Genomic DNA, 23,471 nt, shown 5'->3' on the forward strand with positions numbered 1-23,471 from the left:
AAGATATTCTGCGGCGTAAGTTTTTCAATATCGACAAAAGCATAGCCCGTATAGCAGCAAAATAAAAAGGTATCCCTGACTTCTTCTAATCGTTTGATGGTAAATGGATGATTGGCAAGCTGGATAATTTCTTCCCATTCCAATTCAACACGTGTTACTTTTTTGTAAGTACACTTAAAAAGGTTAAATGGGTTCGTTCTGATCCATCCATGGTTAAAGGCCAGGTTAACGATCTTCTTCAAATTCTTCATGTACCGCATGGCGGTATTATGTTCAATGCCATCTTCAGTTTTGAGATACATTTCAAATCCGGTCACAAAAGCATAGTCGATCGATTCCAGATAGATGTCAGGCTTATTAAACCTGTGTTGGATATAATCCGCTGTTTTAGATCGGACGGTGTTGTACTTAGTCAGCGTAGCCTTTACGAAGTCCTTGCCGACCAGTTCCTCCACGTTTTTGTTGTGTTCATCAAATACTTCCAGTAACATCCGCTGAGGAGTGTCTTCACCGGCATATCTTTGTTTGATCTTTTCGGCGGTAATAAAGTCATCCGTTTGCTTAAGATCCATAAAGGCCGCGTGGATCTCATTGTTAACTGTAATAATTTCTTTGTTGATGTCCTTGACTTCCTGACCGGGACCTTTTACAAATCCTGCTTCAGGATCCCATTTGTTCGGATCAACTTTACGTCCCATTGAGATTTCCGCCCTTTTTCCCAGGTAAGTAATTCTGGCGTAAAGGGGAACATTACCTTTAGCATCTGTTTTTCTCTTGTCAGCCCAGATGAGAACTGAGAACCTTTGTGTGCTTTTCATACCACATTTGATTTTAAATTGTTTAACTACATTAATTTTGAGTTCAAATGAGCCATTTTGAGGTCATTTCTGTCATATTAAGTACTTTAAAATCAACTGTTTACCTCGGTATTCGGTGACCTAAATCAAAGCGTCCCAACAGGTCACCGATAAGGTCACTTTTTGGACGAAATTTCCGTCAGTCCCAGAAGGACCGGAACCCTCGGCCCCAGATCGATGAGGTCAGTTGAGGTGCTTTGATATCAACCGAAATCCAGGTATTCAAAGAGTCAGAATTTGGGGTAGTTTTGAGTTGTTTTCAACCCAAATTAAAACCATCTAAATAATTGAATACCATTTAGTTAACGTTAATTTGTGGCTAAATTAGTTATTAGAAACAGGGCACCGAATAGGCCACCTTGCCGAGTCATAAAACCTGAGTAGTTATGCGATTTTTTGAGCAAAAAAAAACGCTTAAACCAGATGATTTAAGCGTTTTACGAAGCCTTGCGGCTCTTTTAGCGGAATGGACGGGACTCGAACCCGCGACCCCATGCGTGACAGGCATGTATTCTAACCAGCTGAACTACCACTCCGTTTGGGTTGGCAAATATAGTGACCATTTTTTATAACACAAGGTATTTTTTTAAAAACTTAATAAAATACGTATATCTGCCTCTAAACGTGGTTTTTAAATAATTATCAACTACAAATATCATGCTTTGGCTTAACAATTGTATTACTCATGGCAAATCATTTATACTATAAAACACTACAGATGACACATTACAAAGAAAACGATATGGTGATTTACACCGATAACGAGGGCAATAGGTTTGACACATTTGTAATATTTGATACAGACAGGCAAACCGGTCTTACCCATATCAATCATCTTAACCTTATGGTTGAAAATACCGTATTGGAACTTCATCCCCAATCTGTAAACGGTTGTACTATACCCATGAATGATACGTATAGCTTCGAACTATTCAGACAGCTCAAACAAAAATTTATTACTATTGATAATGCCAGGCAAAAGCCTACTTTACAGGTATACCGGGATATACCTACTATCAAATTGGCTAAGGCTTCGTAAAAGCCTTAGTTAATTAGTATGCTTTCGCCAAATTTTTGCGAAACGGTAGTTTTTTCGGTCCCGTTAATTTTTATTATTAATGATTGGTCGAAAGAGATTTTTTCAATTAATTGAATTTGGGTACCAATACCTATATTTAATCTTAGCAGGTATTGTAAAAAGGCGCTGCTGGTATCCTTTACAGCTGCTACACGGCATTTGCCACCCGCTTCCAAATCAGCCAATGTTACTGAATATATTTCAGGCAGTTTACCGTCCGATTGGGGTATAGGGTCGCCATGCGGGTCATATTTAGGAAATCCTAAAAATTTATCCAGCCTGTCGGCAAGGTCCGCATCGCTTATATGTTCAAGGTCTTCGGCAATTTCGTGTATCTCGTCCCAATGATAGCCAAGTTTATCCAACAAGAACACCTCCCAAAGCCGATGCTTTCTTACAATTAGCACCGCGTGAGTTAGCCCGCCATTGGTCAATACAACACCACTTTTTTTATCGTATTCAATTAACTGCTTGTCGGTTAGTTTCCTTAACATGTCAACTACCGAGGCTGTATTGTTATTTAACACTTCGGCAATTGCTGTAGGTGTTATCTTTTTACTTTTTTGAGATAACCTATAAATAGCCTTTAAATAATTCTCTTCTGAAAGGGTGTGCATATATACAAATGTAAATTATTTAAAGCATTGTAAAAATCAGGGTATAAACTTAATAACAAGCAGTATATGCCTATTGGTTTTTTGTACTTTCGCTTTTTATATATGCATAAAATAAAGACATTATTTAACAATAAACCATTTATACTTACCCTATGGTTTGGATTAAGTGCGTTTGCTGTTATTAAAGGTGTTTTAGCAGGCCCTGCCAACTACAACAATTATATAATTTACAAACACAATTTTTTAAACCTTATACAACAGCATAGCCTGTTTGGCCCCCAACCTGAATATTATTTTGACCTTAACCACTATGGGCCGGTATTTGCTTTAGTAATAGCGCCATTTACTTTCTTTCCTGATCAAATAGGCGTTATACTTTGGGTATTATTTAACGCCTGGATATTGTATAAAGCCATAATGATGCTGCCATTAACAGTAAACCAGCGGCTAATTATATTGCTGCTTAATGCAAACAGCTTAATGGGCTCATCAGGCAATGTGCAGGTTAACCCGTTAATAACAGCACTTGTTATTTTCAGCTTTATATTTATCAAGAACAAACAGGATTTTTGGGCAGCGCTGGCAATTGTTGTAGGTACAGCAATTAAGCTTTATGGTATTGTTGGGCTGGCATTCTTTTTCTTCTCCAACAACAAACTTAAACTTGTTTTAGGCATGTTTTTTTGGGGCATAGTTTTATTTTTGCTGCCTATGCTGCTATCCTCGCCGGCATTTATTATGGCCACCTATCACGACTGGTACCCCGACCTGTTGCTTAAAAATGCCGCCAACCTGCAATCAACCCGTGGATATGTATGTGTGATGGGGATGATCAGTAAAATATTTCATTACCCGCACTTACCTAATATGGCTATACTGGCTCCTGCGTTACTTTTATTTAGCTTATCATTTATCAAAATAAAATACTGGCGCAATGTGCATTATCAATTGCTTATGTTGGCTTCTACCTTAATATTTACAGTAATTTATAGTACAGGGTCTGAGCCACCTACCTATATTATTGCTTTTATTGGAGTAGCTATATGGTTTGTTAACCTGCCTAAACCTGCCGGTGGTTTTAATATTGCCCTGCTCCTATTTGCGTTATTGTTAAGCAGTTTTTCCAACTCAGATGTCATTCCACGATATATCCGTGTTAACTATATTATACCTTATGCGTTAATTGCTTTACCGTGCTTTGTTATCTGGTTAAAAATAATTTACGAAATGCTTACCAGAAAATTTGAGCATGAATCGCAACTTTTTACAGGCAACTAAAATTAACCCGCCAACGTACTTGCAATAAACCCGCTTATTGGCTTATTGCACTTGAAGACCCTAATTACAACCACACTTAACATACTTACCAGGAAAGAAAAATTAAAGGCTGGTTTATTGATATGCCTTGACTTTATTATTAGCGCGCTGGATATTGTATTTTTAGGTGTACTGCTGCTCATCATAAATTTTTATACAAAAAGCACTGCTATTAACGTTAAGTTATTGGGTATTGAACCGGCTAAAAATTCATTATGGGTAATAGGCCTCTTTCTGTTAGTGTTCATTTTAAAAAATTGGGGAGGTTACCTGGTTAACCATGCTCAAAATTCATTTTTTTATAGCGTATCTTCCCGCCTTTCAAAACAAAATATATGGCGCTATTTAAAGGGCGACTATACTAAATTTATCCATGTTGATTCCTCCATACTTATCCGAAAAATAACTCACCAGCCTATTGAGTTCAGCAGCTATATACTTACCAATCTTCAACAAATAGTTTCGCAAGGAATGTTGGTATTGTTTACTATTATCGCAATACTTTTTTATCACCCCTCTTTATTTATATTACTGTTTACCCTGTTAACTCCCCCGGTAATATTATTGGCCTGGCTTATTAAGCGCAAACTAAAACTTATACGCATGCAAATAAAAGCAACCAATACAAAGGCCATACAGCACCTGCAGGAAGCTTTGTCAGGATATGTTGAAAGCAATATTTATAATAAAAACTCCTTTTTTGCCGATAGATATTATAGCTATCAACAACAACTTAACAGCAATATAGCTACGCAACAAAGCTTGCAGGGGCTATCATCCAGATTGATTGAGATTTTTGCTGTTTTTGGATTTTTTATATTGATAGTTATTAACAAAACCGCCCCGCATCAGCAGGCTATCGACCTCCTGAGCATCGGCATTTTTATGGCGGCTTCTTATAAAATAATACCCGGCATAGTTAAAATTTTGAATAATATCAGCCAGATAAAAACCTACACATTTATACTTAATGACCTTGTTCCGGATAAAAAGCAGGATGTAACAACTGTTGATATAATTAGCCCAACCATTACCGCAATAAAATTTGAAGGGGTTAATTTCAGTTATAATGAACACTTAGTATTGCGCAATTTTAATCTGGATATATCCATGGGCGATCTGATAGGAATATCCGGAAGATCGGGTTTGGGAAAAACCACCTTAGTAAATTTAATGCTGGGATTTTTAGAGCCGGCAAAAGGTATCATCAGCATAAATAATCGTCCGGCTAATGCACAAACTCTTAAACTATACTGGTCTAAAATAGCCTATGTTAAACAACAACCATTTTTTATTAATGATAGTATTTTAAAAAACATTGTACTTACCGATGGAGAATATGATGCCGACAGGCTATCGCAAATATTAGTTATTTGCGGTATTGATACCCTGCTTGAACAATACCCTGATGGGGTAAATAAGATCATTACCGAAAATGGCAAAAATATAAGCGGCGGGCAGCGTCAGCGAATTATGCTGGCAAGGGCGCTTTATACCGATTTTGATGTTTTGATATTAGATGAACCTTTCGGCGAAATGGATGACGCTACCGAAAAACAAATGCTGGAGCAATTGCAACTGCTGGTAAAAAAAGGTAAAATCATTTTATTAATTACACACAATACAAGCAGTTTAAGCTATTGCAACAAATTAATTTTGTTAGATGGAAAATAAGCTTAAAACATTGGTAATACTTACGCCAGGGTTTCCGGCAAATGAAGCCGATAGCATCTTTACGCCCCCCCAACAAATATTTGTTAAGGCGCTTAAAGACGCTTATCCTAGTTTAAATATCATAGTACTCACCTTTCAATACCCTGCTATATCAAAAATATATTGGTGGCATGGGGTTAAGGTTATCAGTTTTGGGTCGCCGGGTAATGGGCGTATTCATGGTTTATATACCGGGCTGCGGGTATGGCTAACTTTACGCCGACTAAACAAAAAGCACCATATAATTGGCCTGTTAAGTTTTTGGTTGGGCAAATGCGCATTTATAGGCCATAATTTCGCTAAAAAACATCACCTTAAACATTATACCTGGATATTGGGACAGGATGCAAAAGCCGGTAATAAATATGTAACCCGCATAAAACCCGCCGGCGAATCGCTTATCGCGTTGTCTGATTTTATTGTGGATGAATTTAGCCGTAATTATAATATAACACCCCAACATATTATACCCGTAGGTATTGATACCGCTTTATTTGGTAACGCCCCAACAGTAAAGGACATTGACATTTTAGGCGCGGGTTCATTAAAGCCGTTAAAACAATATACTATTTTTTTAGAGGTTATTGCTGCGCTAAAACCGCGGTATCCTAACATTAAAGTTGTTATTGCCGGTGGTGGCCCGCAGATGAAACAATTACAGCAAATGATTGAAGCGTTGAATATTGAAAACCAGGTAACCCTGCCGGGTTGGCTTGACCACGATAATATCCTGGCAACTATGCAACGCACCAAAATATTTTTACACCCTTCAAGCTATGAAGGTTTTGGCGCCGTTTGTTTGGAGGCATTGTATGCCGGTGCAAAAGTAATAAGCTTTGTAAAGCCTATGAAAGCCATCATCCCTAATTGGTATATAGCAGCAGATAGAACAGAAATGTTAGAGATGACACAGCAACTATTAGCTGATAAAAATTTAAATCATCAGCGGGTATTGCCCTATATTATACAGGATAATGCAAAAGCTATGATGCAATTATTTGAGTGATGAAGCGATGGCTACTATTTTATTCGCGATGGCATTAAAAGATAGATTGGCGTTGAAATATGCCAGGCACTTATCGCGCGTTTGCTGAACATTGAGTTGCCGCGTTTGCTTTAATGCCAATAACAGCGCCCCTTCATTTCCTGCTTTGTACAACAGACCGCAATTGCCATTATCTGTTATCATTCTGAAAGAAAATATATCAGTTACAATGGGAATACAACCGCATGACATGGCTTCGCATACAGCCGTGCCACTACCCTCGTAATGCGATGCTGATATTATATAATCAGCGCTATTATACCAATATAAAAGTTCATGGTTGGGTACCCTGCCAATTAATGTTATCGCAGATGAATCAGCGTGGTTATTTAACAAGTGTATTATCTGTGATAGCAATTCTTCAGTATGATATATCATATACAACCTGGCATCGGGCTCTATAGTAACAAATTTTAAAAAAGCATTGATTGCCGTTAAAGGGTCCTTATTTTCATTAAGCCTGCCTACCCATAAAAACACGGGTTGGCCGGTTATTTTTAGCTGTGCTTTTACAACCCTTTTCTCCACCGGATAAAACACCGATGATACCTCCATTACCTCATGTACTTTTTCGGGGCATGTTATATTGCCCTTACTTACCCAATCCAGCCCCATATCGCGCGAAGCAAATAAATAGGCATCAATACACTTACCTGCCCAACGTTGAATGTTTTTTTTAAATCGCTTAAAGGGCTGTTCAGCATGGTGTTGCACAATTATTTTTACTTTTCCATTTAGTAATAAACGTAGGTGAATTACCTGTAACGGGAAGTGCAGGCCGTGTATGATTACAATATCAGGTTTTAAGGCGGCAATATATTTATTCAATTTAACAGCAGCATAAAAGCGGGAAGCCGGCAAGCGCAAAAATTTATAAATAACATTTTCTTTAATAAGCTCGCCCTCGTAATTTATTTCTTCGATGCTAAAAACTTCGTGATTTTGGGCTATTTTGGTCGGTATATTTGCATAAATTTTAATACGTTCAAGCCACGCCTGAGGGTTATCAAACTCTTTAGTTACAACATAACTAGCGAAAACAAATCTCATAATACATCCTCAATCAATTGTTACAGGCATATCCGGATAATATTTTACTATGCCCCTAATTAAAGAAGGTAAATTGCCTCTTTATAATTTTTGTGGATATAGTTACCCCACTCCACATAGTTATTGTAAATATTACTACCTAACTGCGGAAATAAATCAAAATCGAGCTGATCATGTGCGTTAACCAAGCCGGGCAAGATAATAGCATCGGTAAAATTGAGATGTACTTCCTCATCCACACTTTTATCAATTCGTTCAATTTTATTAGGCTTAACGCGGATAGATACCGGCTGGGTATCATTTATAGTCGTAACATTATTCAGTATCATAGCCACGCCTTAAATGAATACCGTATATCATGTGCGAACCTTTAAATTTTTCGTACACGTGCAGGGCATTTTTAGCGGTGTAATAATGTTTTACTGATTCGTCTACATCACGTTCTATCTTATTAACTACATGAAAGTTATTTTGCGCCAGCGTTTCTTCAATATCCGATATATAATGCACAAAGTTTTGTATTGCTATCTGGCTGTTGTTGTGCTCAAATGTTGTTTTACCTCCAAAAGCAAGGGCATTTGGGTGAAAATCGGTTATAATTATATCCGCCCTGGTTTTTAATATACGACTCCATGCCTGTAATGCCTCGCCAATATTTTCAATATGTGCAACAGCAAGCGTTGACAGGATCATATCATAACTGCCTGTTTCCACATCGTCAAACAGGTTGTTTCTGATTTTTCTGATATGGGCCGTCGGAAATTTTTGATGTAGGCGGCCAAGCATCCCCGCCGAAACATCAAACCCTGTTAAGCCCGCAGGCTGCAGTCTGAAAAGTTTGGGCCAATGCCTGCCGGTGCCGCAGCCAATATCGGCTATCTGCTTGTTGGTAACAGTTACCCGCTGCAACAGCTCCGCTAATATGGCTTCATCCATATCCATCATGAGGTTGCCATGCTGGTCATCATAGTCCTTACACCATAAATCATAAGCCTCGGTTGATGGCTTTTCCCTTACCGGAAAAACATTTTTCAGGATCATATTCTTTAGTGTAGCTATCATAGTTTTTAGGTGAAGAACGAGCGGGGTATCCTGTGCTGGCGCACAGTCGCAAAGCGCTTTGTACAGGATGTTCCCCCTATCGTTCAGTATATTTAAATTACGTACAGTCTCTATTAAAGGTTGCCCACAATTTTTTTATTGGTAAGGCAACCATTGTAAAAACAAGGGCGTAACTACTGTACTATGAATTTTTAGTTAGTTGATTTGGGTTAGGTCAACTATTATTTTCAATAGCGGCGGGCAAAACCCGCCACTATTTTATAAATAGCCGTTATTAAAATGACCATCTTTTATCACCTAAAAACATAAACTATAATAACCAGCAGACAACTACTTAACTTTTAAAGACGTAACGCATATAATGAAGCACCCGAGCCAAATACTTTTTACCCACTCGTACTTTTTAAGGTTTGACCCTAAACAATTGGAATTAGGGCAGCCTTATCCGCCGTTGGGCACCTTGTATGCGGCTGCATTAATGCGCGACCGAGGGTACCGGGTATCTTTATTTGATACGATGTTTACCGATGGCCCTGATGAGGTAAGCGCCGTTTTGGACTATATGCTGCCCAAATTTTTTGTTATTTATGATGACGGCTTTAACTACCTCACCAAAATGTGTCTTACCAATATGCGCCAGGCTGCATTAAGCATGTGTAAAATGGCAAAGGCACGGGGTTGTAAGGTAATTGTTTCCAGCTCTGACGCTACCGATAATTATACAACCTATTTAAAAGAAGGTGCTGATTTTGTGATTATAGGCGAAGCCGAACAAACCCTGCTTGAATTAATTGATCATATCAAAGCGGGAGAAAAGGACCATAGTACCATACCAGGGTTGGCATTTATTAAAGACCATTTACCCTACAAAACAATAGCACGAAATGTAATAAAAGATCTGGATACCCTGCCAATACCTGCCTGGGACCTGATTGATATGGACACCTACCGGCAAAGCTGGCTAAACAATGCGGGTTATTTTTCTTTAAATATGAGTACTACCCGTGGCTGCCCGTTTAAATGTAATTGGTGCGCCAAGCCTATTTATGGCAGTCGGTATAATTCGCGCAGCCCTCAAAATGTAGTGCAGGAATTGAAGCTGCTTACGCAGATTTATGGTGCTGACCATATATGGTTTTGTGACGATATTTTTGGCTTAAAACCGGGATGGGTTGCTGAATTTGCACGATTGGTACAGCAGGAAAATTTAGCAATACGTTTTAAAATACAATCGCGGGCCGACTTGCTAACGGACGTGAATGTTGTAGCCGCATTGGCGGCATCGGGTTGTGAAAATGCCTGGATAGGTGCCGAAAGCGGTTCACAAAAAATATTGGATGCTATGGATAAGGGTATTACCGTGGCCCAGATAAATGATGCTACCCTTGCCATGAAAAAAGCCGGTATAAAGCCATCGTTCTTTATTCAATTTGGTTACCCCGGCGAGGATAAAGCTGATATTGCGCTAACTATTAAAATGATAAATAAATTGCTACCATATGAAATTGGCATATCGGTATCATACCCCCTGCCCGGAACAGTATTTTATGAAAAGGTAAGAGCCCAACTACAGCAAAAAACCAACTGGACCGATTCGGACGAGATGGCACTCATGTTCAGCAATACTTTCCAGCCATTATTTTATAAACAATTACACCGTTACGTGCATCGCAATTATCATAAACACTTGGCCAAAAACAGTTTGTTCAAATTATTGAAGGACCCTTTGCATACCAATGCACGCGTTATAAAAAAGGCATTATCGTTTTTATACTATATCCCCGCCACTTATATTGAACGGTTTAAATTATCGCAACTTGAAAAAACCTGATGGAAGCAGCCATTAGTCATATAAATGAGCGGTGTGCCGCGGAAGCATTTAGCGCACAATCCGGCGTATTCGATGCTATTTATTCGGACAATACTATTGTTAATTATAAGCGCCAAAGGGTACGCGAGCATGTGTTAAAGTATCTGCAGCCTTGCTCAAATATTTTAGAGTTAAACAGCGGCACCGGTGAAGATGCCGTGTTTTTTGCCGGTAACGGCCACCACGTGCATGCCACTGATATATCAGCAGGTATGCAGCAGCAACTAAAAGCAAAAGTCGGCAAACATAGCTTATCGCATATAATTAGTAATGAATTGTGCTCATTTACCCAATTGCATTTGCTAAAAAACAAAGGCCAGTACGATCATATATTCTCCAACTTTGCGGGCCTGAATTGTACGGGTGACTTAGATAAAGTATTGCTATCTCTGCCACAATTATTAAAGCAGGGTGGTAAAGTTACCCTGGTGGTTTTGCCTAAATTTTGCTTGTGGGAATCACTGCTATTATTTAAAGGCAAATTTAAAACAGCTACGCGCCGTTGGTTCAGTAAAAATGGGGTGAGGGCGCATGTAGAGGGCGCCTATTTTAATTGCTGGTATTACAATCCCTCATACATTATTGACACACTTAACCCTTCATTCGAGGTATTGGCTGTTGAAGGCTTATGCACCATTGTCCCACCATCATATCTGGAGGGTTTTGCAGAAAAGCATCCTCGCTTATATAGTCTTTTAACTTTACTGGAAGCCCGTTTTAAAAGTACCCGGCTATTTAGATCAATTGGTGACTATTATATCATCACCCTTGTAAAAAAATAAGTTTTATTGTGCCAGGCTACTGGGTACCTGATGCAAAATATGGGCTATTTTGTTTTCGTATTGGCGCAGCAGGTTTGTTTGAAAAACTTTAGGATCTGGTTTGGCATAATGTTTAGCTGTAGCCATTGCCATAACGCCTCCATGCGCGTTTAATTTTTTAAGCCGGGCTTTTTTAAGCCAGCGGTTTGTAGTGATCTTAAGTAATACATTATCAATATAATTACCTGCGCGGTTATTCAGCATAGTTTCAAAGGCACGTTTTATCAAAGAAGGTTTTAGCGGCTTTGCCGATGATAACCGCATAATTTTATTGGGCAGATAATTACGCGTCCAAGTGTTGGCAGTATAAAAATGCTCAATCACTGCATCGCCTTGCAACGGTATAAGCGTTACAATTTCAATAGCTGTATACAGCGTTTTTTCAACTATCTCTAACTGCTCTTCATCAATATAATAATTCATGCAAAAATAATCCTGCTTATTAACCAGATAGGTTAATTTTTTAAACGCATGCATTAAGGTACGCGCTATCCATAAACGGTTTTTCGCGGTAATAATAAACAGGTCGATATCTGATTTTTCATCAGCAAAATTTTTTGACAATGAACCTGAAATAGCTATGCCGCGCACATATGGAAATTTAATAAGGAGGGTGCTTATTCTTTCGGCAATCTTAATCAACTCGGCAGCTTTTGCATTTCCTTTTATTCGCCTTTCAATAACCGCATAATCATTTTTAAGTGTGTAAAAACCACCAAATTGAAAGATGTGGTGATTACCAACCAGATATTTTATGGCTAAGTCAAATTCGTTTTGGTGATATTTATTTTTCAGAAATAAATTTATTTCTCCCGAGGTTAGCGGATAGTTGAATATGTCAAAATAAGCAAGGGTGGATAATATGTCGTCTTTTATTTCTATCACCGGACTTATGAATTAATCGATATGGTATTATTGCTAAAAACCATAATTGTTGTTGTCTATAATCATGACGTTGCTACTCGGTTTTGGGTTGCCTGTAACCGCAAATAATTATAGTGGTTATGCTTTAACCGAAATACTTTTATCATCTGTAGAAAACATAAAAAACGAAAAGAAAAACGCGTAAAAAAACACACCCTTATCCACATCCAGCAAATTTTCAGAAACGGATACCAACGCTATAAGCAGCATGAAAGTAAAAAATAACAGGTCGTGCTTTTTAACCGCTACCCTAAAACCATATATAAGTGTACACGCATAAACAAGTAAACCCCATATACCCGCTTTGAATAAAAAACTCAGGTACTGGTTATGCGCATTCAGGTTTTTTAAAAACGAGCTGTAATATTTTTGCTTAAAAAAGCTTTCATGCAGCATGGGCACTTCTGTACCTGCGCCATGCCCTATTAAAGGAGCCTGCTTAATAAGTTTAACAGCTTCGCCCCAGCGGGCCACGCGCGGCTCCAGTAATCTGCCCTTGGCAGATGATGAGAGATCTGTGTGAAGATCAGTTATATAACGCTGCCTTAATACTGGTACAGCGTAGATAATTATGCCTATTAAAGCTGTGAAGGATAAAGCCACAAACAGGTACTTTAGACGCCTTTTTTGCTGTAGCAAAAAGTAAGGTATGCCCAGGTTTACAATTAATAGTAATGTGACAAAAACTGATTTTGAGCATAGTTGTATTAAACCTATCACCAAGATAACTGCACATAAAATATACCAGCCACGATTTAGTTTTTGTTTGACTAATATCGAAATGAGATAAATCAGTGCCACAGCTATCTGCATAGAAAAAAATGTGGCGTGCATATCAATAGGTGCCGAAAAATTATGATTGGTAAACGACTGCGAAAAAATAGCGTTATAGGGCAGTCCGTAATGCCTGATGAGGTAAAAAGCATATATATATAAATACACAATAGTAAGCGCGCATACTACGGCAAAACCAAGCAATAATTTAGGCTGATATTTTTTTAGATCGAATGATGTAAGGCAAAACAGTACCGGAAACAGCAATATAGTAACATGTCGGCCCAGCTCGCTATAGGCGTTGGCGGGCTCGGTAGTATAAATTGTGCTAATTGCAGTTATAAAAAATACGGACGTTAGTATTAAATTTCTGACTGTAAATATGGGCTTAACAGAAGCTCGCTTTAAATGAATGAGTAAATGCAGGGCAAAACTTATTAATATTACATGACTAAAAAATCTGTCAAACGGCAGACTTGCCAGCAGAAATGCCAGGTGATAAAAAGTGATTTTATTGGTTAGGCTATCTTGTGTTAATAATATATTTTTCATAATTATTTCTCAGGTAACACTCTAATGCAAACTCCTCGTATTGATCAACAATATTATCCCAATTAAAGTGATGCTTTATTTTGTGCAGGTTATTGGTAACCATACTTTCATGATTGTGCCGCTGTACGTTTTGTACCAGGTTACACACGTCGCCAGCATTTGAAAAATAAAAAGCATCTGTATGTAAAACCGATTGGTTAAAGGGGTTGTTATGCGCGGCAATCAATGCTTCGCTGGCCATTGCTTCCAGTAATGACGGGTTGGTGCCACCAACACTATGCCCGTGAAAATACAGGTAGGAGTTATTTTGTAATAACCGCACCTGCGCGGTATCATAAATAGCGCCTTTAAACTCTATGCGCTCGTCATTTTTAAATTTGTGGGTAATAAACTTACCGAAGCGGTTATCAGTATTACCCAACACTTTAAATTGTCGGCTCGAATTACTGTTATTAAAGCCCTGTAATATGGTTTCAATATTATTCTCCGGTTCCATACGGGCCATCAGCAAAAAATAGTCTTCTTTAGCTGCTTCCTTTGGGGTAAGCTGCTCCCTTTCGCACTCAGAAAACAAGTCAGCGCCATAAGGAATGTAGCGACTGTCTATTTCGTACTTATCGGCCAGGTAGGTTTTAATAATAGATGAATCGGATATATAATACTGGCTGTATTTTACTGCCAGCTTTTCGGCATATTTTAAGAATTTTTGTACGGGTTTGCTGTATTTCGAGCGTTTCCACTCCAGGCCATCCATATTGGTTATAATGGTACTTTGTTTAGGGTATAGCCTTCCCCAAACAGAACTGCTGGTATAGCCCATTATTAAAAGCACATCAAATTTTTGGCGCCGTGCATCCATCAAACAGTTAAGATCATAAACAAATTGCCCGGCTGCGCCCATTATATATTCAGGATCATAACAATGCCTTATTTTTACACCGTTCCAATTATTTGCCTTATAAGGGTGGTTATGTGAGTTATAAACAGTAACGGCATGTCCACGTTTGGCTAACCCCGCTGCAACATACTCAGAGATGTGTTCAAACCCCCCGTAGTGATTGGGTATACCCCTTGTTCCTAATATGGCTATTCGTAGTTTCATATAGCTAATTGATATGCTTTAAGTGTTTGAGCCGCAGCATGGGCCCAGGTATATTTTTCTATTATTGTTTTGCGAAGCGATAGGTTAACGGTTGCCTTAGCGGCTTTTTCAACCGCTTTTAAAATACTTTCGGGCTGGGCAGGGTCGCAATAAAAGGCTTCATTGCCAAAATATTCGCGGGTATCGCCTTTATCTGTTATTACCAGGTTGCAGCCCATTACTGCTGCTTCTACCGAGCTTAGTCCCGTAGTTTCAAACCAACTGGGCAAAACATGCACTTTGGCCTGTTGGTAATATTTTACCAATTTGGCCTGCGGCAAATGATCAATAAAACTCACGTTGGCTGCGGCAATAGCACGGCACCGGTTATAATAAGCCAACTGGTTGGGGCTGTACGCACCAATTATTAATAACCTGAATCGGGTATTATTTAAAGCTTTTATTAAATTGTATTGATTTTTTATTCCTTCAATACGTGCTACACAAAGCACCAGTGTCTCATCCTTGGGTAAAGTGCCATTATATTTAAACATCGCCGGACTTATACCATTGGGTATTACATTATATTTTACCGGGGCGGGGTAAGCCTTTATTACCCTGCGGTATTCCGATTCTGAATTAGGTAATATCCGCTCTGCATTTTTTAATATCTGCAATATGCTTTTGCGCTGCCCCAGCCATATATAAGCAGGGCTTGATAAATGGTCGCGCCCGAGCAAAAAGCGGGCTATTGTTTTTACATACTCGATGCTATTGCCCGGCAGATAGCTAAACAACGCGCCAATACCCGTCCGGTAATGTTTATCATACTCGCTGTAATCAACCAAAATGGTTGATACCACAAACGGCTTTCCGGCTTTTTTGCTATGATATAATATATCTGCCGGGCGTATCAAATTAAAAAAGTGCAGCAGGTCATAATCCTGGTAAGCAATAATTTCGTTGGCTAACTTCACATCCGCCATTACACCAATGGCATTCAACTGCGCCGCGGTTTGCTGTACCTGCACCGTATCTCCACCGGGGGCGTTATATAAAGTCGATCTGGCTATTAATGCTACCTTCATCTTATTACAATCTATTTGGACTTAGTTTATGCATCCAGGTAATCAGTTTTTCGGGCAAATAACTTAACGTATAAAGCAAGTAATTATCCAGCCGTTGCGGGTAAATTTTAATAGCCCGCCAAACATGGCCGCGCGATTTTTGTGGCTGGTAATTATCAGTTAAAAACTTTTTACCGCATAAAGCGTGGTAAGCACTTTCGCGTATTTTTCGCACATCCTGATTTTTAATAATGGCTAATACCTCCTCGCTTTCGTCCTGCGTAATTAAACCGCGTTTAACAGCCCTGCGTTTAAGTGCGCGAAAACGTTTACCGCGCCATTTTTCGTCTATGGTTACTGATGTAGAGTTAAGCCGATATTTTATAAGTGGCTGAGGCAGGTTAAATAATTTACCTGCATTTGCCAGTTTCGTCCACAGTAAATAATCTTCAAAATTGTGGGCATTCGCGGGGTAGCCCCCGGCATAGCAAATACTTTCTTTTTTATACATCACCGCCGGGTGTACAAACGGGCAATAGAAATATAGTTTTTCTACTATTTGCTCATGCGTATGGGCAATGCATTTAAAATTGAACAGGAAATCGCCATTCTCTAAAACGTATTCTACATCGCTGCCTACTAAAATATACTCGGGGTTGTTTTGTAAAAACCGCAACTGCTTTTCCAGCCGTTGCGGATAACATACATCATCAGCATCAAAGCGGGCTATGTAAGGGGCACGAGAATGCTTTAACCCTGTATTCAATGCTATGGCTACCCCTTGGTTGGGCTGGTCAATAACAATTATCCGCTCGTCATTGTACTCATTAATAATGTTCAGCGTATTGTCGGTCGAGCCATCGTTTACTATAATAAATTCAAAATCGGTATAGGTTTGCTCCAAAACAGAGTCAATAGCCTCTTTTATATACCTTTCCGCATTATAGGCAGGCATTAAAACAGTTATGGCCGGTTTACTTTGCATAATCAACCTCCCTGCTTTGCCCTTCTTTGATATCCAAAAAAAGCAACAGCTCAAACAGTATTATTATAGATAGCTGCTCAAACCAATAGTCAATAAAAAATACCATCAGCATTAAAACCATTATGGGTATACCATAAGTAAGTGGTTTATAATGCCTGGCAAAAAACCATATATAGCTGGTAAACAAGGCTATCAAACCTAACAGGCCGTACTCAGCCAGCATTTGGTCGTAAACAGAAAAAGGGCTGTTTGTTAACGAATGAAAATCTCCACGCCTGCTAAAAAATTTTAAGTACAGGTCGAGATGATTATGCTCAAAATCGGGGTTGATATAAATGTATCTGGCTGGATATCCGCCCGTAACACCTATGCCACTTACCCTAAATGCCAGCTTTGACGAAAAATTACCAGCACCGCTACCGGTCAGTATTTTACCGGGATGCTGCTTTAAATAATTAAACGTTTGCATCATACCGGTTACCTTACCCGGTTTTGAAAAAGCAGGATTGGTTTTTGTGGCTAAAGGCAGTTCTTTTTTATGCGTGCTTATAAACTTAAGCAACGGTACCTGAGCCACAGGCGTGGCTACACTGCCCTGATATAATGGTACATGTAAATAGGGTTTAGGTATATATACCTGCCCGGCATCGGTTATAAAAATTGCCTTTTTTGCAGGCGGTGCTTGAGGTTTTGTTGTTTTAAGAGCCCTCATACTATCCAGGTAAAGCATGGCCATTTTTTGTCGCTTTTCTTCCCAATTTAACACACTATCGGGCCGTTGGGTAAGGGGTAATGCTAATGTATCAGGCTTTATACGTTTGCTTTTAACATTAGCCATTTTTTTAAAAGTTTCAATAACATAGCGATCATTTTGCGGTGATATTTTGGCCATAAAAACCACAAAAAACATACCGCACACCATTAGCAGGCTTTTTTGATCTTTATCACTTTTAAAAATAAACAGGTATATTAAAATAACCAGGATTACCAGATTAGTAAAATTACTGCCTGTTAATAGCAATACCACCATACACAGCAATAACATCACCGGCTTGCGGCGTATAAAAAAATATAAAACACCAAAAGCATTAATTATGGCATTGGTTGTTGAAGTATCAAGTGTTAGTCCTTTAATATAATCGCCGGTGCTTAAAAAGTATTTTTGATATTCTCCCTGGTAGGTATATGGGTTAATAGTGCCGGTTTCGACAACTATGACAGCCAGGTTAAAAAATGAGATGATGATATTAATAATAAAAAATACCAGCAGCGTATTATGAATAGATTTGACATCATTTTGCTCTACTGCTAATTTAACCTGGTGGATAGCCAGTATACACAGCAGCCAGAAAAATACACCCATAGCTATAACCGGCAAATAATTAGGGGCAGCGTAGCTTTTGTTAATAAAAACATTAACAACTGCAATAACTATCATAAAAGGATAAAACAATGGCAGCCTTGAATTTTTAAAACTGAACCCAAACTTAAAATCAAACTGCAGGATATAGATTAATGCTATTGCCGGGATTTTTACGGCAAGTTTTACATTTAAAAACAACAGCAACAACAATAGTAATTTCCAATCGGCAAAGCCTTTCAGCTTTTTAAGGTCGAAAAAAGTAGCGCTGTTGTTCATTCTTACTATACTTTAAAAGTATTTAGGGAGAGGACACAATTAGCCCCATTTACTATAAAAGATTACGGCTTGAACAAGGTATTGGTTGCCTGAAGGATTGGCGCTTTTTAACTATTTTGAGGTAACGAATTACCTCCATGAAAAGATTTTATGGGATGTAATATAGCGCCTAATTGTGTTTTATCGGCAAAACTTAGTTGCCGGGTAATGATCAATAAAATAAAATAAATACTTATGCAGCATGGAAATATAAGCCATGCATTTAAATACCCGCCCCTAACGGCAAAAACAGCGGCTAATGCACAACCAAGGCACACTATTAATTGCTGTAAACTGTTGTTTAACCCGGCAATATTATTTTTTTTGAGGAAGAAAAGATTTTGAGCGAGGCATGACAATAAAAAGCCGGCGGCGGCACCTTCGTTTTTATAAAGCGGTATCAGTATAATATCCGCGGCTATATTTATCAGTAAGGTTAAGATAAATGAGCGTAATATCATTTTTAGCTTACCCTGCGCAAAAAACAACGTCCATAAAAAGTTTTGCAGGTACATTAATGGTATACACAAACTCAAAATAAAGATGGTTACCGAATTAACCGCGCCGTATTTTCCGGCTGTTAGGGTGTCAATAGCCGGAGCCCAATATATATTGAGCAGCAAAACTGTAAAGCCTGCTATAACAAGTTCCATCTTCAATAAAAACTTTAAGCGGCCTACATCAAAATTATCCTGCTTAAAAAGCCTGGTAAAGTATGGAATAAGTAATGGCGCAATGGCCAATAATGGCAGTGTAGCCATTTCAAAAACCTTGTAGGCAAAACTATATTCAGCCAGTTTTACGGTTGATAGCAGAAACCCAACAAATATCCAGTCTAATCGGGCCAAAGCCGCAGCAATTATCACCACACCGCTCTGTGGGATAGCCTCGTGTAACAGTTGGGCATAAGCGCCTTTATCCCATTTAAAAGTTAAAGGTACATCTGTGTTTTTTTTAAACAAATAAATACCTGCCAGCAACTCAATACCATCTCCGGCAATAAATATACTGATGATGTAGGGCAGGGTTACCGCATGTAGCAGCACTAAAACAACCAGACAAATACAACGGATGAAATTAGAAATTACCAGCATGCGGGCCAGTAATTTAAACCGCTCCATACCGCTGACTATTTGTTTAAACGGGGTCGAAAAAAATATAAGCAGTTTGCCTATCCCTATAAGCAGTATTAAATTATAAATGTTATTGGCGGGAATAATGAGCCATCCAACAAGCAACAAACCGTAAAAAATACCACCGGCTATTAATACATGAAACAGGTATAACGAGAGCATTTGCCTGGCAGATGCGCCACCAGCAACCCTTTTTATAATTAACTGATCCATCCCTAAAGTAAGTATGTTAAATACCGCCAGTAAAATGGCCAATGCCAGGTTTAGCTGCCCGAAGTTGTTTTTATTTAGCGTTGCAGATAAAGTGTAGAATATGCCCAACCCCAGTAATTGGTTACTAACCAGTTGTAGGGTATTGGCAGATAGGTTTTGTACAATTTTGGTTCTAAGCAGCATAATGGCTAATATTCAACCGCCAAATCATGTTTAACGTATTCTTTTTTCTTGTCGGCGCCTTCTAATTGGTTAAGATAATGATATTTAAGCCACCTGTTTTTATAAATGGTTTTGGCAATGTCCCAACCCTCGCGGCCATCTAAAAAGCCAAGTAGCAAAATGTAGTTTTTAAAAAAGCTAAACAGCGGCGACAGATACATATTTACCAGGTTTGCTTTTTTGCCGCTTTGGTAATATTTGGATGCACTCAATTTGGCATAATAAACCGCCTTATTAACACATTCAAGGTTGTCTTTTACCGAGTAATGGTTAATATGGCCCGTAAGTATTTCGGTTTTAATATGCTTTGGTAATACCAGTGTTTCATGCACCAGCGGTTCTGACCAACGCACCTGCCGACGGTTAAACAGGCGGATATGATGATCGCGTCCCCAGTTGCCAAAACGAATACGTTTTTTACCAAAGTACGACCTGAATTTTAAATCATACACCACATTTTCATCTTCCAGTTTCAGGTCGTACATAGCTAATACCAACTCAACATCGGGTATCTCATCAGCATCAATGCTTAATATCCAGTCGTGCCGGGCCAATTCAACACCTTTGTTTTTATTAGCACCATACCCTCCCCATGCTTTTTGGTATACCCTGCACCCGTTTGATAATGCTATGCCCTCTGTATCGTCGTCGCTATCATTATCAATAACTATAATATCATCCGTTATTAACCTGGCGGCATTAATGCTTTTAGCTATAACTTCAGCTTCGTTTTTGGTAATAATAACTACAGAAACAGGGATCATTTGCGTATACCGTTATTGAGTAAAAATTAAACTATATATTGTTAGGGGTATCATCATCACGGTATAAAAGAGTAAAAGGTTGCCTTTAAGTGTTGATATTTTATATTTATGATCATCTTATTTTTCTACAGCTAATTAATTATTTTGATTGTCAGATTGTTATACTAAATTTATGTATGCAGGCAACCTTTTGTTATTAATCATCGTGATACTGTACAAAAGGTAATATCACCAGGTTTTAACCCACAATGGTAGAAGAAGATTTACATCAACTGATACAAGGCTGTATTAAGCAGGACAGAAAATGTCAGAAAATGCTGTATAAGGCATTTTATGGTTTTTCTATGGCTATATGTCTGCGCTATGCCAGCGATCGCGATGAAGCAGCCGGGGTATTGAACCAGGGATTTTTTAAGGTTTTTACCAAAATTGAAACCTTTGATGCCGACCGCCCATTTAAAGCCTGGCTTGGCCGTATAATGACCAATGTTTCTATTGATCATTATCGTGCCAATCTTAAAATGGCCTACTCGGACGATCTGGAAACCGCAGAGCACCTGGATGACGGCACCTATACAGACAGCAATTTGAATTATAATGACTTGCTGACCATGGTGCAAAAATTGCCACAGGCATATCGTACGGTATTTAACCTTTTTGCTATTGACGGGTACTCGCACGAAGAGATTTCAGACATGCTGAATATAAATATAGGCACCTCTAAATCAAATCTTTTTAAAGCGAGACAGAAATTAAAACAAATGATATTAACAGCAGATTCGCCGGCCAATGACAAAAAATACGGCAGCGGAACTGATTATGCACCAGTAGTGGCCATAAATGCTTCGCCTGTTGGGCCGGTGTATTATAGTAATGGAATCAGAGAATGAAAAACGAACAAGATATAGATAAACTTTTCAGGCGCGGGCTTACCGATCCGGTTAATGAAACCGGTTTTAGGGAAGACGACTGGGATAACCTTGAGCAACTGCTTGACGGGAATAAAAAGCGCCGCGGAATGGTTTATTGGCTGCCTGTTATAAGCAGTGTAGCCGCTATGCTATTGTTACTGTTAGGTTGGTGGTTGTTTAAGCCACAGCAAACTAATAGCGGACAAAAACCGACACAAATGGCAGTAGTTACGCACCCAAAACAAATACAAAAGCCTGATACAGCAAGCGGTTTAACCAATAGCACGGCCCCGGCAAAAGTTATTGCACCAAATACCGATATAGCCCAAACAACCGTTAAAGCTATTAAACCGATTCATAATACAATAGCTATAAATAAACAAGATGTTTATGCGGATAACTTAGTTAATAAAAGAAAGGTAAGCACTAAAAACAAAACAAATCCCGGTGAAGTTACCGCGCCATCCAGTATTACAACAATGCCAAATAACCAACCGGACATTAATGGTACCGGCGCCGACCAATTGGTTGCTTTTAACACAGATATTAGTATTGACGCCAGTACTGCCAGCAGGCAATACATAAGCACCGTTAGTCCATCAACACATGAAATTGAAAATAATGATTATGCTAAAATATTAGCAGCAAAGCGTAATAAAATTATAACAACATCAAGCATAGCGCATCCGCAATTTGCACTAACTGTTATGGGTGCGCCCGAAATAAATGGGGTAAACTCGTTTGCCAGTGGTAAAACAGGCACCAGCGCCGGTTTATTATTTTCGGTAAATATGCATAAGATTACCATAAGTACCGGAATTGGGTACGCTAAAAAGCCTTACAATACCTCTTTTGAAAATTACCATAGCACAGGCTATACTTTTAAAACCTATCCTATTAATGTATTGGCCGATTGCCGCGCTATTGATATACCATTAAATATAGATTACCAGGTATTTAATAAACATCAAAATAAAATAAGTGTAGGTACAGGTGTATCATCCTATTTAATGATGCATGAAAGTTATAATTACGATTATGCCGACCCTACCGCCAGGGGGCCTCGCAGTTATACCATAGCATCGCCGGGCAGATACCTATTCGGGATATTAAACCTTGAGGCTACTTATCAGCGGCAACTTAATTCAAAAGTGGGCGTAACTGTACAGCCTTATTTAAAACTACCACTTACCAACATCGGCGCAAGCCAGGTAAAGCTGCAATCGGCAGGTGTGGCACTAGGTTTAAGCTGGAACATAAATTCATTGACAAAACCGTAGCATTATGAAACATATCATTATTATTTTACTTACCTGGATGAGCATCAACCAGGCGGGACAGGACCTTTATGCTTGTAAAAACGCCGATATAAGCCTTTTTTCATCAGCGCCGATAGAGGACATAGCCGCCAATACACAAACTGGCACATCGGTATTTAATGCCACAACCGGCGATTTGGTATTCAGTGTAAATATTACCTCATTTAAATTCAAAAAATCGCTGATGCAGGAACATTTTAACAGCGATTATCTGGAAAGCGATAAATACCCAAAGGCTACATTTAAAGGTAAAGTACAGGAGCATATTGATGTTACCAAAAACGGCAGTTACCCCATAACCGTAGTTGGTGAGTTGGATGTGCATGGAGTTAAGCAAAATCGCAGTATACCCGGTACCCTTACGGTAAATAACGGCACAATAACCATGACATCTGAGTTTATGGTAAAATGTGTTGAC

22 protein-coding genes and 1 tRNA gene are annotated in these 23,471 nt (G+C 38.8%); 9 read left to right on the top strand and 14 right to left on the bottom strand.

Going from position 1 to position 23,471, the window contains the following annotated elements:
• Nucleotides 1–818: phage integrase SAM-like domain and Arm DNA-binding domain-containing protein (locus ABI367_RS12725; protein ID WP_462230781.1), on the bottom strand; the 818-nt coding region annotated here is incomplete at its 3' end.
• A 501-nt stretch (nt 819–1,319) separates the two neighbouring features.
• Nucleotides 1,320–1,393: transfer RNA gene (locus tag ABI367_RS12730), tRNA-Asp, on the bottom strand.
• A 149-nt stretch (nt 1,394–1,542) separates the two neighbouring features.
• Between ABI367_RS12730 and ABI367_RS12735 the strand changes: the two genes are divergently transcribed.
• Nucleotides 1,543–1,896 carry a hypothetical protein gene (locus ABI367_RS12735; RefSeq protein WP_462258085.1) on the top strand — a complete coding sequence of 118 codons (354 nt, stop codon included), beginning with the start codon at nt 1,543–1,545 and terminating at the stop codon, nt 1,894–1,896.
• A 5-nt stretch (nt 1,897–1,901) separates the two neighbouring features.
• On the opposite strand, the gene ABI367_RS12740 is transcribed toward ABI367_RS12735, so the two are convergent.
• A complete protein-coding gene (locus ABI367_RS12740; protein ID WP_462230785.1) occupies nt 1,902–2,552 on the bottom strand; it encodes a metal-dependent transcriptional regulator in 651 nt (216 codons plus the stop codon).
• Between the two features lie 102 nt (nt 2,553–2,654).
• Between ABI367_RS12740 and ABI367_RS12745 the strand changes: the two genes are divergently transcribed.
• The 3 genes from ABI367_RS12745 to ABI367_RS12755 are packed head-to-tail and all read left to right on the top strand — an operon-like array spanning nt 2,655 to nt 6,588.
• The gene (locus tag ABI367_RS12745; protein WP_462230787.1) at nt 2,655–3,830 is read left to right on the top strand and encodes a glycosyltransferase family 87 protein; all 1,176 of its coding nucleotides are present in this window, start codon (nt 2,655–2,657) and stop codon (nt 3,828–3,830) included.
• 51 nt (nt 3,831–3,881) lie between these two features.
• Nucleotides 3,882–5,543, top strand: coding sequence for an ATP-binding cassette domain-containing protein (locus tag ABI367_RS12750; protein ID WP_462230789.1), 1,662 nt, complete (start codon nt 3,882–3,884; stop codon nt 5,541–5,543).
• The gene (locus tag ABI367_RS12755) at nt 5,533–6,588 is read left to right on the top strand and encodes a glycosyltransferase (RefSeq protein WP_462230791.1); all 1,056 of its coding nucleotides are present in this window, start codon (nt 5,533–5,535) and stop codon (nt 6,586–6,588) included. Before ABI367_RS12750 ends, ABI367_RS12755 begins: the two co-directional genes overlap by 11 nt.
• On the opposite strand, the gene ABI367_RS12760 is transcribed toward ABI367_RS12755, so the two are convergent.
• The 3 genes from ABI367_RS12760 to ABI367_RS12770 are packed head-to-tail and all read right to left on the bottom strand — an operon-like array spanning nt 6,577 to nt 8,739.
• Nucleotides 6,577–7,677 (bottom strand): glycosyltransferase family 4 protein, encoded by a 1,101-nt coding sequence (locus ABI367_RS12760; RefSeq protein WP_462230793.1) that lies wholly within the window; start codon nt 7,675–7,677, stop codon nt 6,577–6,579. The genes ABI367_RS12755 and ABI367_RS12760 overlap by 12 nt on opposite strands.
• 59 nt (nt 7,678–7,736) lie before the next feature.
• Nucleotides 7,737–8,006: a hypothetical protein gene (locus ABI367_RS12765; protein ID WP_462230795.1), complete on the bottom strand. Its 270-nt coding sequence runs from the start codon at nt 8,004–8,006 to the stop codon at nt 7,737–7,739.
• The gene (locus ABI367_RS12770) at nt 7,993–8,739 is read right to left on the bottom strand and encodes a class I SAM-dependent methyltransferase (protein ID WP_462230797.1); all 747 of its coding nucleotides are present in this window, start codon (nt 8,737–8,739) and stop codon (nt 7,993–7,995) included. The genes ABI367_RS12765 and ABI367_RS12770 overlap by 14 nt, the downstream gene beginning before the upstream one ends.
• A gap of 361 nt (nt 8,740–9,100) precedes the next feature.
• Between ABI367_RS12770 and ABI367_RS12775 the strand changes: the two genes are divergently transcribed.
• Both ABI367_RS12775 and ABI367_RS12780 read left to right on the top strand, forming a co-directional pair.
• Nucleotides 9,101–10,570, top strand: a complete 1,470-nt coding sequence (locus ABI367_RS12775; RefSeq protein WP_462230798.1) for a B12-binding domain-containing radical SAM protein — start codon at nt 9,101–9,103, stop codon at nt 10,568–10,570.
• Nucleotides 10,570–11,391, top strand: coding sequence for a class I SAM-dependent methyltransferase (locus ABI367_RS12780; RefSeq protein ID WP_462230800.1), 822 nt, complete (start codon nt 10,570–10,572; stop codon nt 11,389–11,391). The genes ABI367_RS12775 and ABI367_RS12780 overlap by 1 nt, the downstream gene beginning before the upstream one ends.
• A 3-nt stretch (nt 11,392–11,394) precedes the next feature.
• On the opposite strand, the gene ABI367_RS12785 is transcribed toward ABI367_RS12780, so the two are convergent.
• The 8 genes from ABI367_RS12785 to ABI367_RS12820 all read right to left on the bottom strand — a co-directional run bounded on the left by ABI367_RS12785 (nt 11,395) and on the right by ABI367_RS12820 (nt 20,823).
• Entirely contained in the window at nt 11,395–12,315 is a 921-nt protein-coding gene (locus ABI367_RS12785) for a nucleotidyltransferase domain-containing protein (protein WP_462230802.1), read from the bottom strand.
• 117 nt (nt 12,316–12,432) lie between these two features.
• A complete protein-coding gene (locus tag ABI367_RS12790) occupies nt 12,433–13,680 on the bottom strand; it encodes an O-antigen ligase family protein (RefSeq protein WP_462230804.1) in 1,248 nt (415 codons plus the stop codon).
• Nucleotides 13,652–14,782 (bottom strand): DUF1972 domain-containing protein, encoded by a 1,131-nt coding sequence (locus tag ABI367_RS12795; protein ID WP_462230806.1) that lies wholly within the window; start codon nt 14,780–14,782, stop codon nt 13,652–13,654. The genes ABI367_RS12790 and ABI367_RS12795 overlap by 29 nt, the downstream gene beginning before the upstream one ends.
• The gene (locus ABI367_RS12800; protein ID WP_462230808.1) at nt 14,779–15,849 is read right to left on the bottom strand and encodes a glycosyltransferase family 4 protein; all 1,071 of its coding nucleotides are present in this window, start codon (nt 15,847–15,849) and stop codon (nt 14,779–14,781) included. Before ABI367_RS12800 ends, ABI367_RS12795 begins: the two co-directional genes overlap by 4 nt.
• Nucleotides 15,850–15,853: 4 nt before the next feature.
• Nucleotides 15,854–16,813, bottom strand: a complete 960-nt coding sequence (locus ABI367_RS12805; RefSeq protein WP_462230810.1) for a glycosyltransferase — start codon at nt 16,811–16,813, stop codon at nt 15,854–15,856.
• Nucleotides 16,803–18,452: a hypothetical protein gene (locus ABI367_RS12810; protein ID WP_462230812.1), complete on the bottom strand. Its 1,650-nt coding sequence runs from the start codon at nt 18,450–18,452 to the stop codon at nt 16,803–16,805. The genes ABI367_RS12805 and ABI367_RS12810 overlap by 11 nt, the downstream gene beginning before the upstream one ends.
• Nucleotides 18,453–18,559: 107 nt before the next feature.
• Nucleotides 18,560–20,020 carry an oligosaccharide flippase family protein gene (locus ABI367_RS12815; RefSeq protein ID WP_462230814.1) on the bottom strand — a complete coding sequence of 487 codons (1,461 nt, stop codon included), beginning with the start codon at nt 20,018–20,020 and terminating at the stop codon, nt 18,560–18,562.
• A gap of 5 nt (nt 20,021–20,025) precedes the next feature.
• Nucleotides 20,026–20,823 carry a glycosyltransferase family 2 protein gene (locus ABI367_RS12820; RefSeq protein ID WP_462230816.1) on the bottom strand — a complete coding sequence of 266 codons (798 nt, stop codon included), beginning with the start codon at nt 20,821–20,823 and terminating at the stop codon, nt 20,026–20,028.
• Nucleotides 20,824–21,071: 248 nt separating this feature from the next.
• On the opposite strand from ABI367_RS12820, the gene ABI367_RS12825 reads away from it, so the two are divergent.
• The 3 genes from ABI367_RS12825 to ABI367_RS12835 form a co-directional block, all read left to right on the top strand.
• Nucleotides 21,072–21,713, top strand: coding sequence for an RNA polymerase sigma factor (locus ABI367_RS12825; RefSeq protein ID WP_462230818.1), 642 nt, complete (start codon nt 21,072–21,074; stop codon nt 21,711–21,713).
• Nucleotides 21,710–23,014 carry a hypothetical protein gene (locus ABI367_RS12830; RefSeq protein ID WP_462230820.1) on the top strand — a complete coding sequence of 435 codons (1,305 nt, stop codon included), beginning with the start codon at nt 21,710–21,712 and terminating at the stop codon, nt 23,012–23,014. Before ABI367_RS12825 ends, ABI367_RS12830 begins: the two co-directional genes overlap by 4 nt.
• A gap of 4 nt (nt 23,015–23,018) precedes the next feature.
• Nucleotides 23,019–23,471 (top strand): YceI family protein (locus ABI367_RS12835; RefSeq protein ID WP_462230822.1); only part of this gene is annotated, 453 nt, incomplete at its 3' end.

The sequence above is a fragment of the Mucilaginibacter sp. genome (assembly GCF_039935595.1).
GTDB lineage: Bacteria > Bacteroidota > Bacteroidia > Sphingobacteriales > Sphingobacteriaceae > Mucilaginibacter.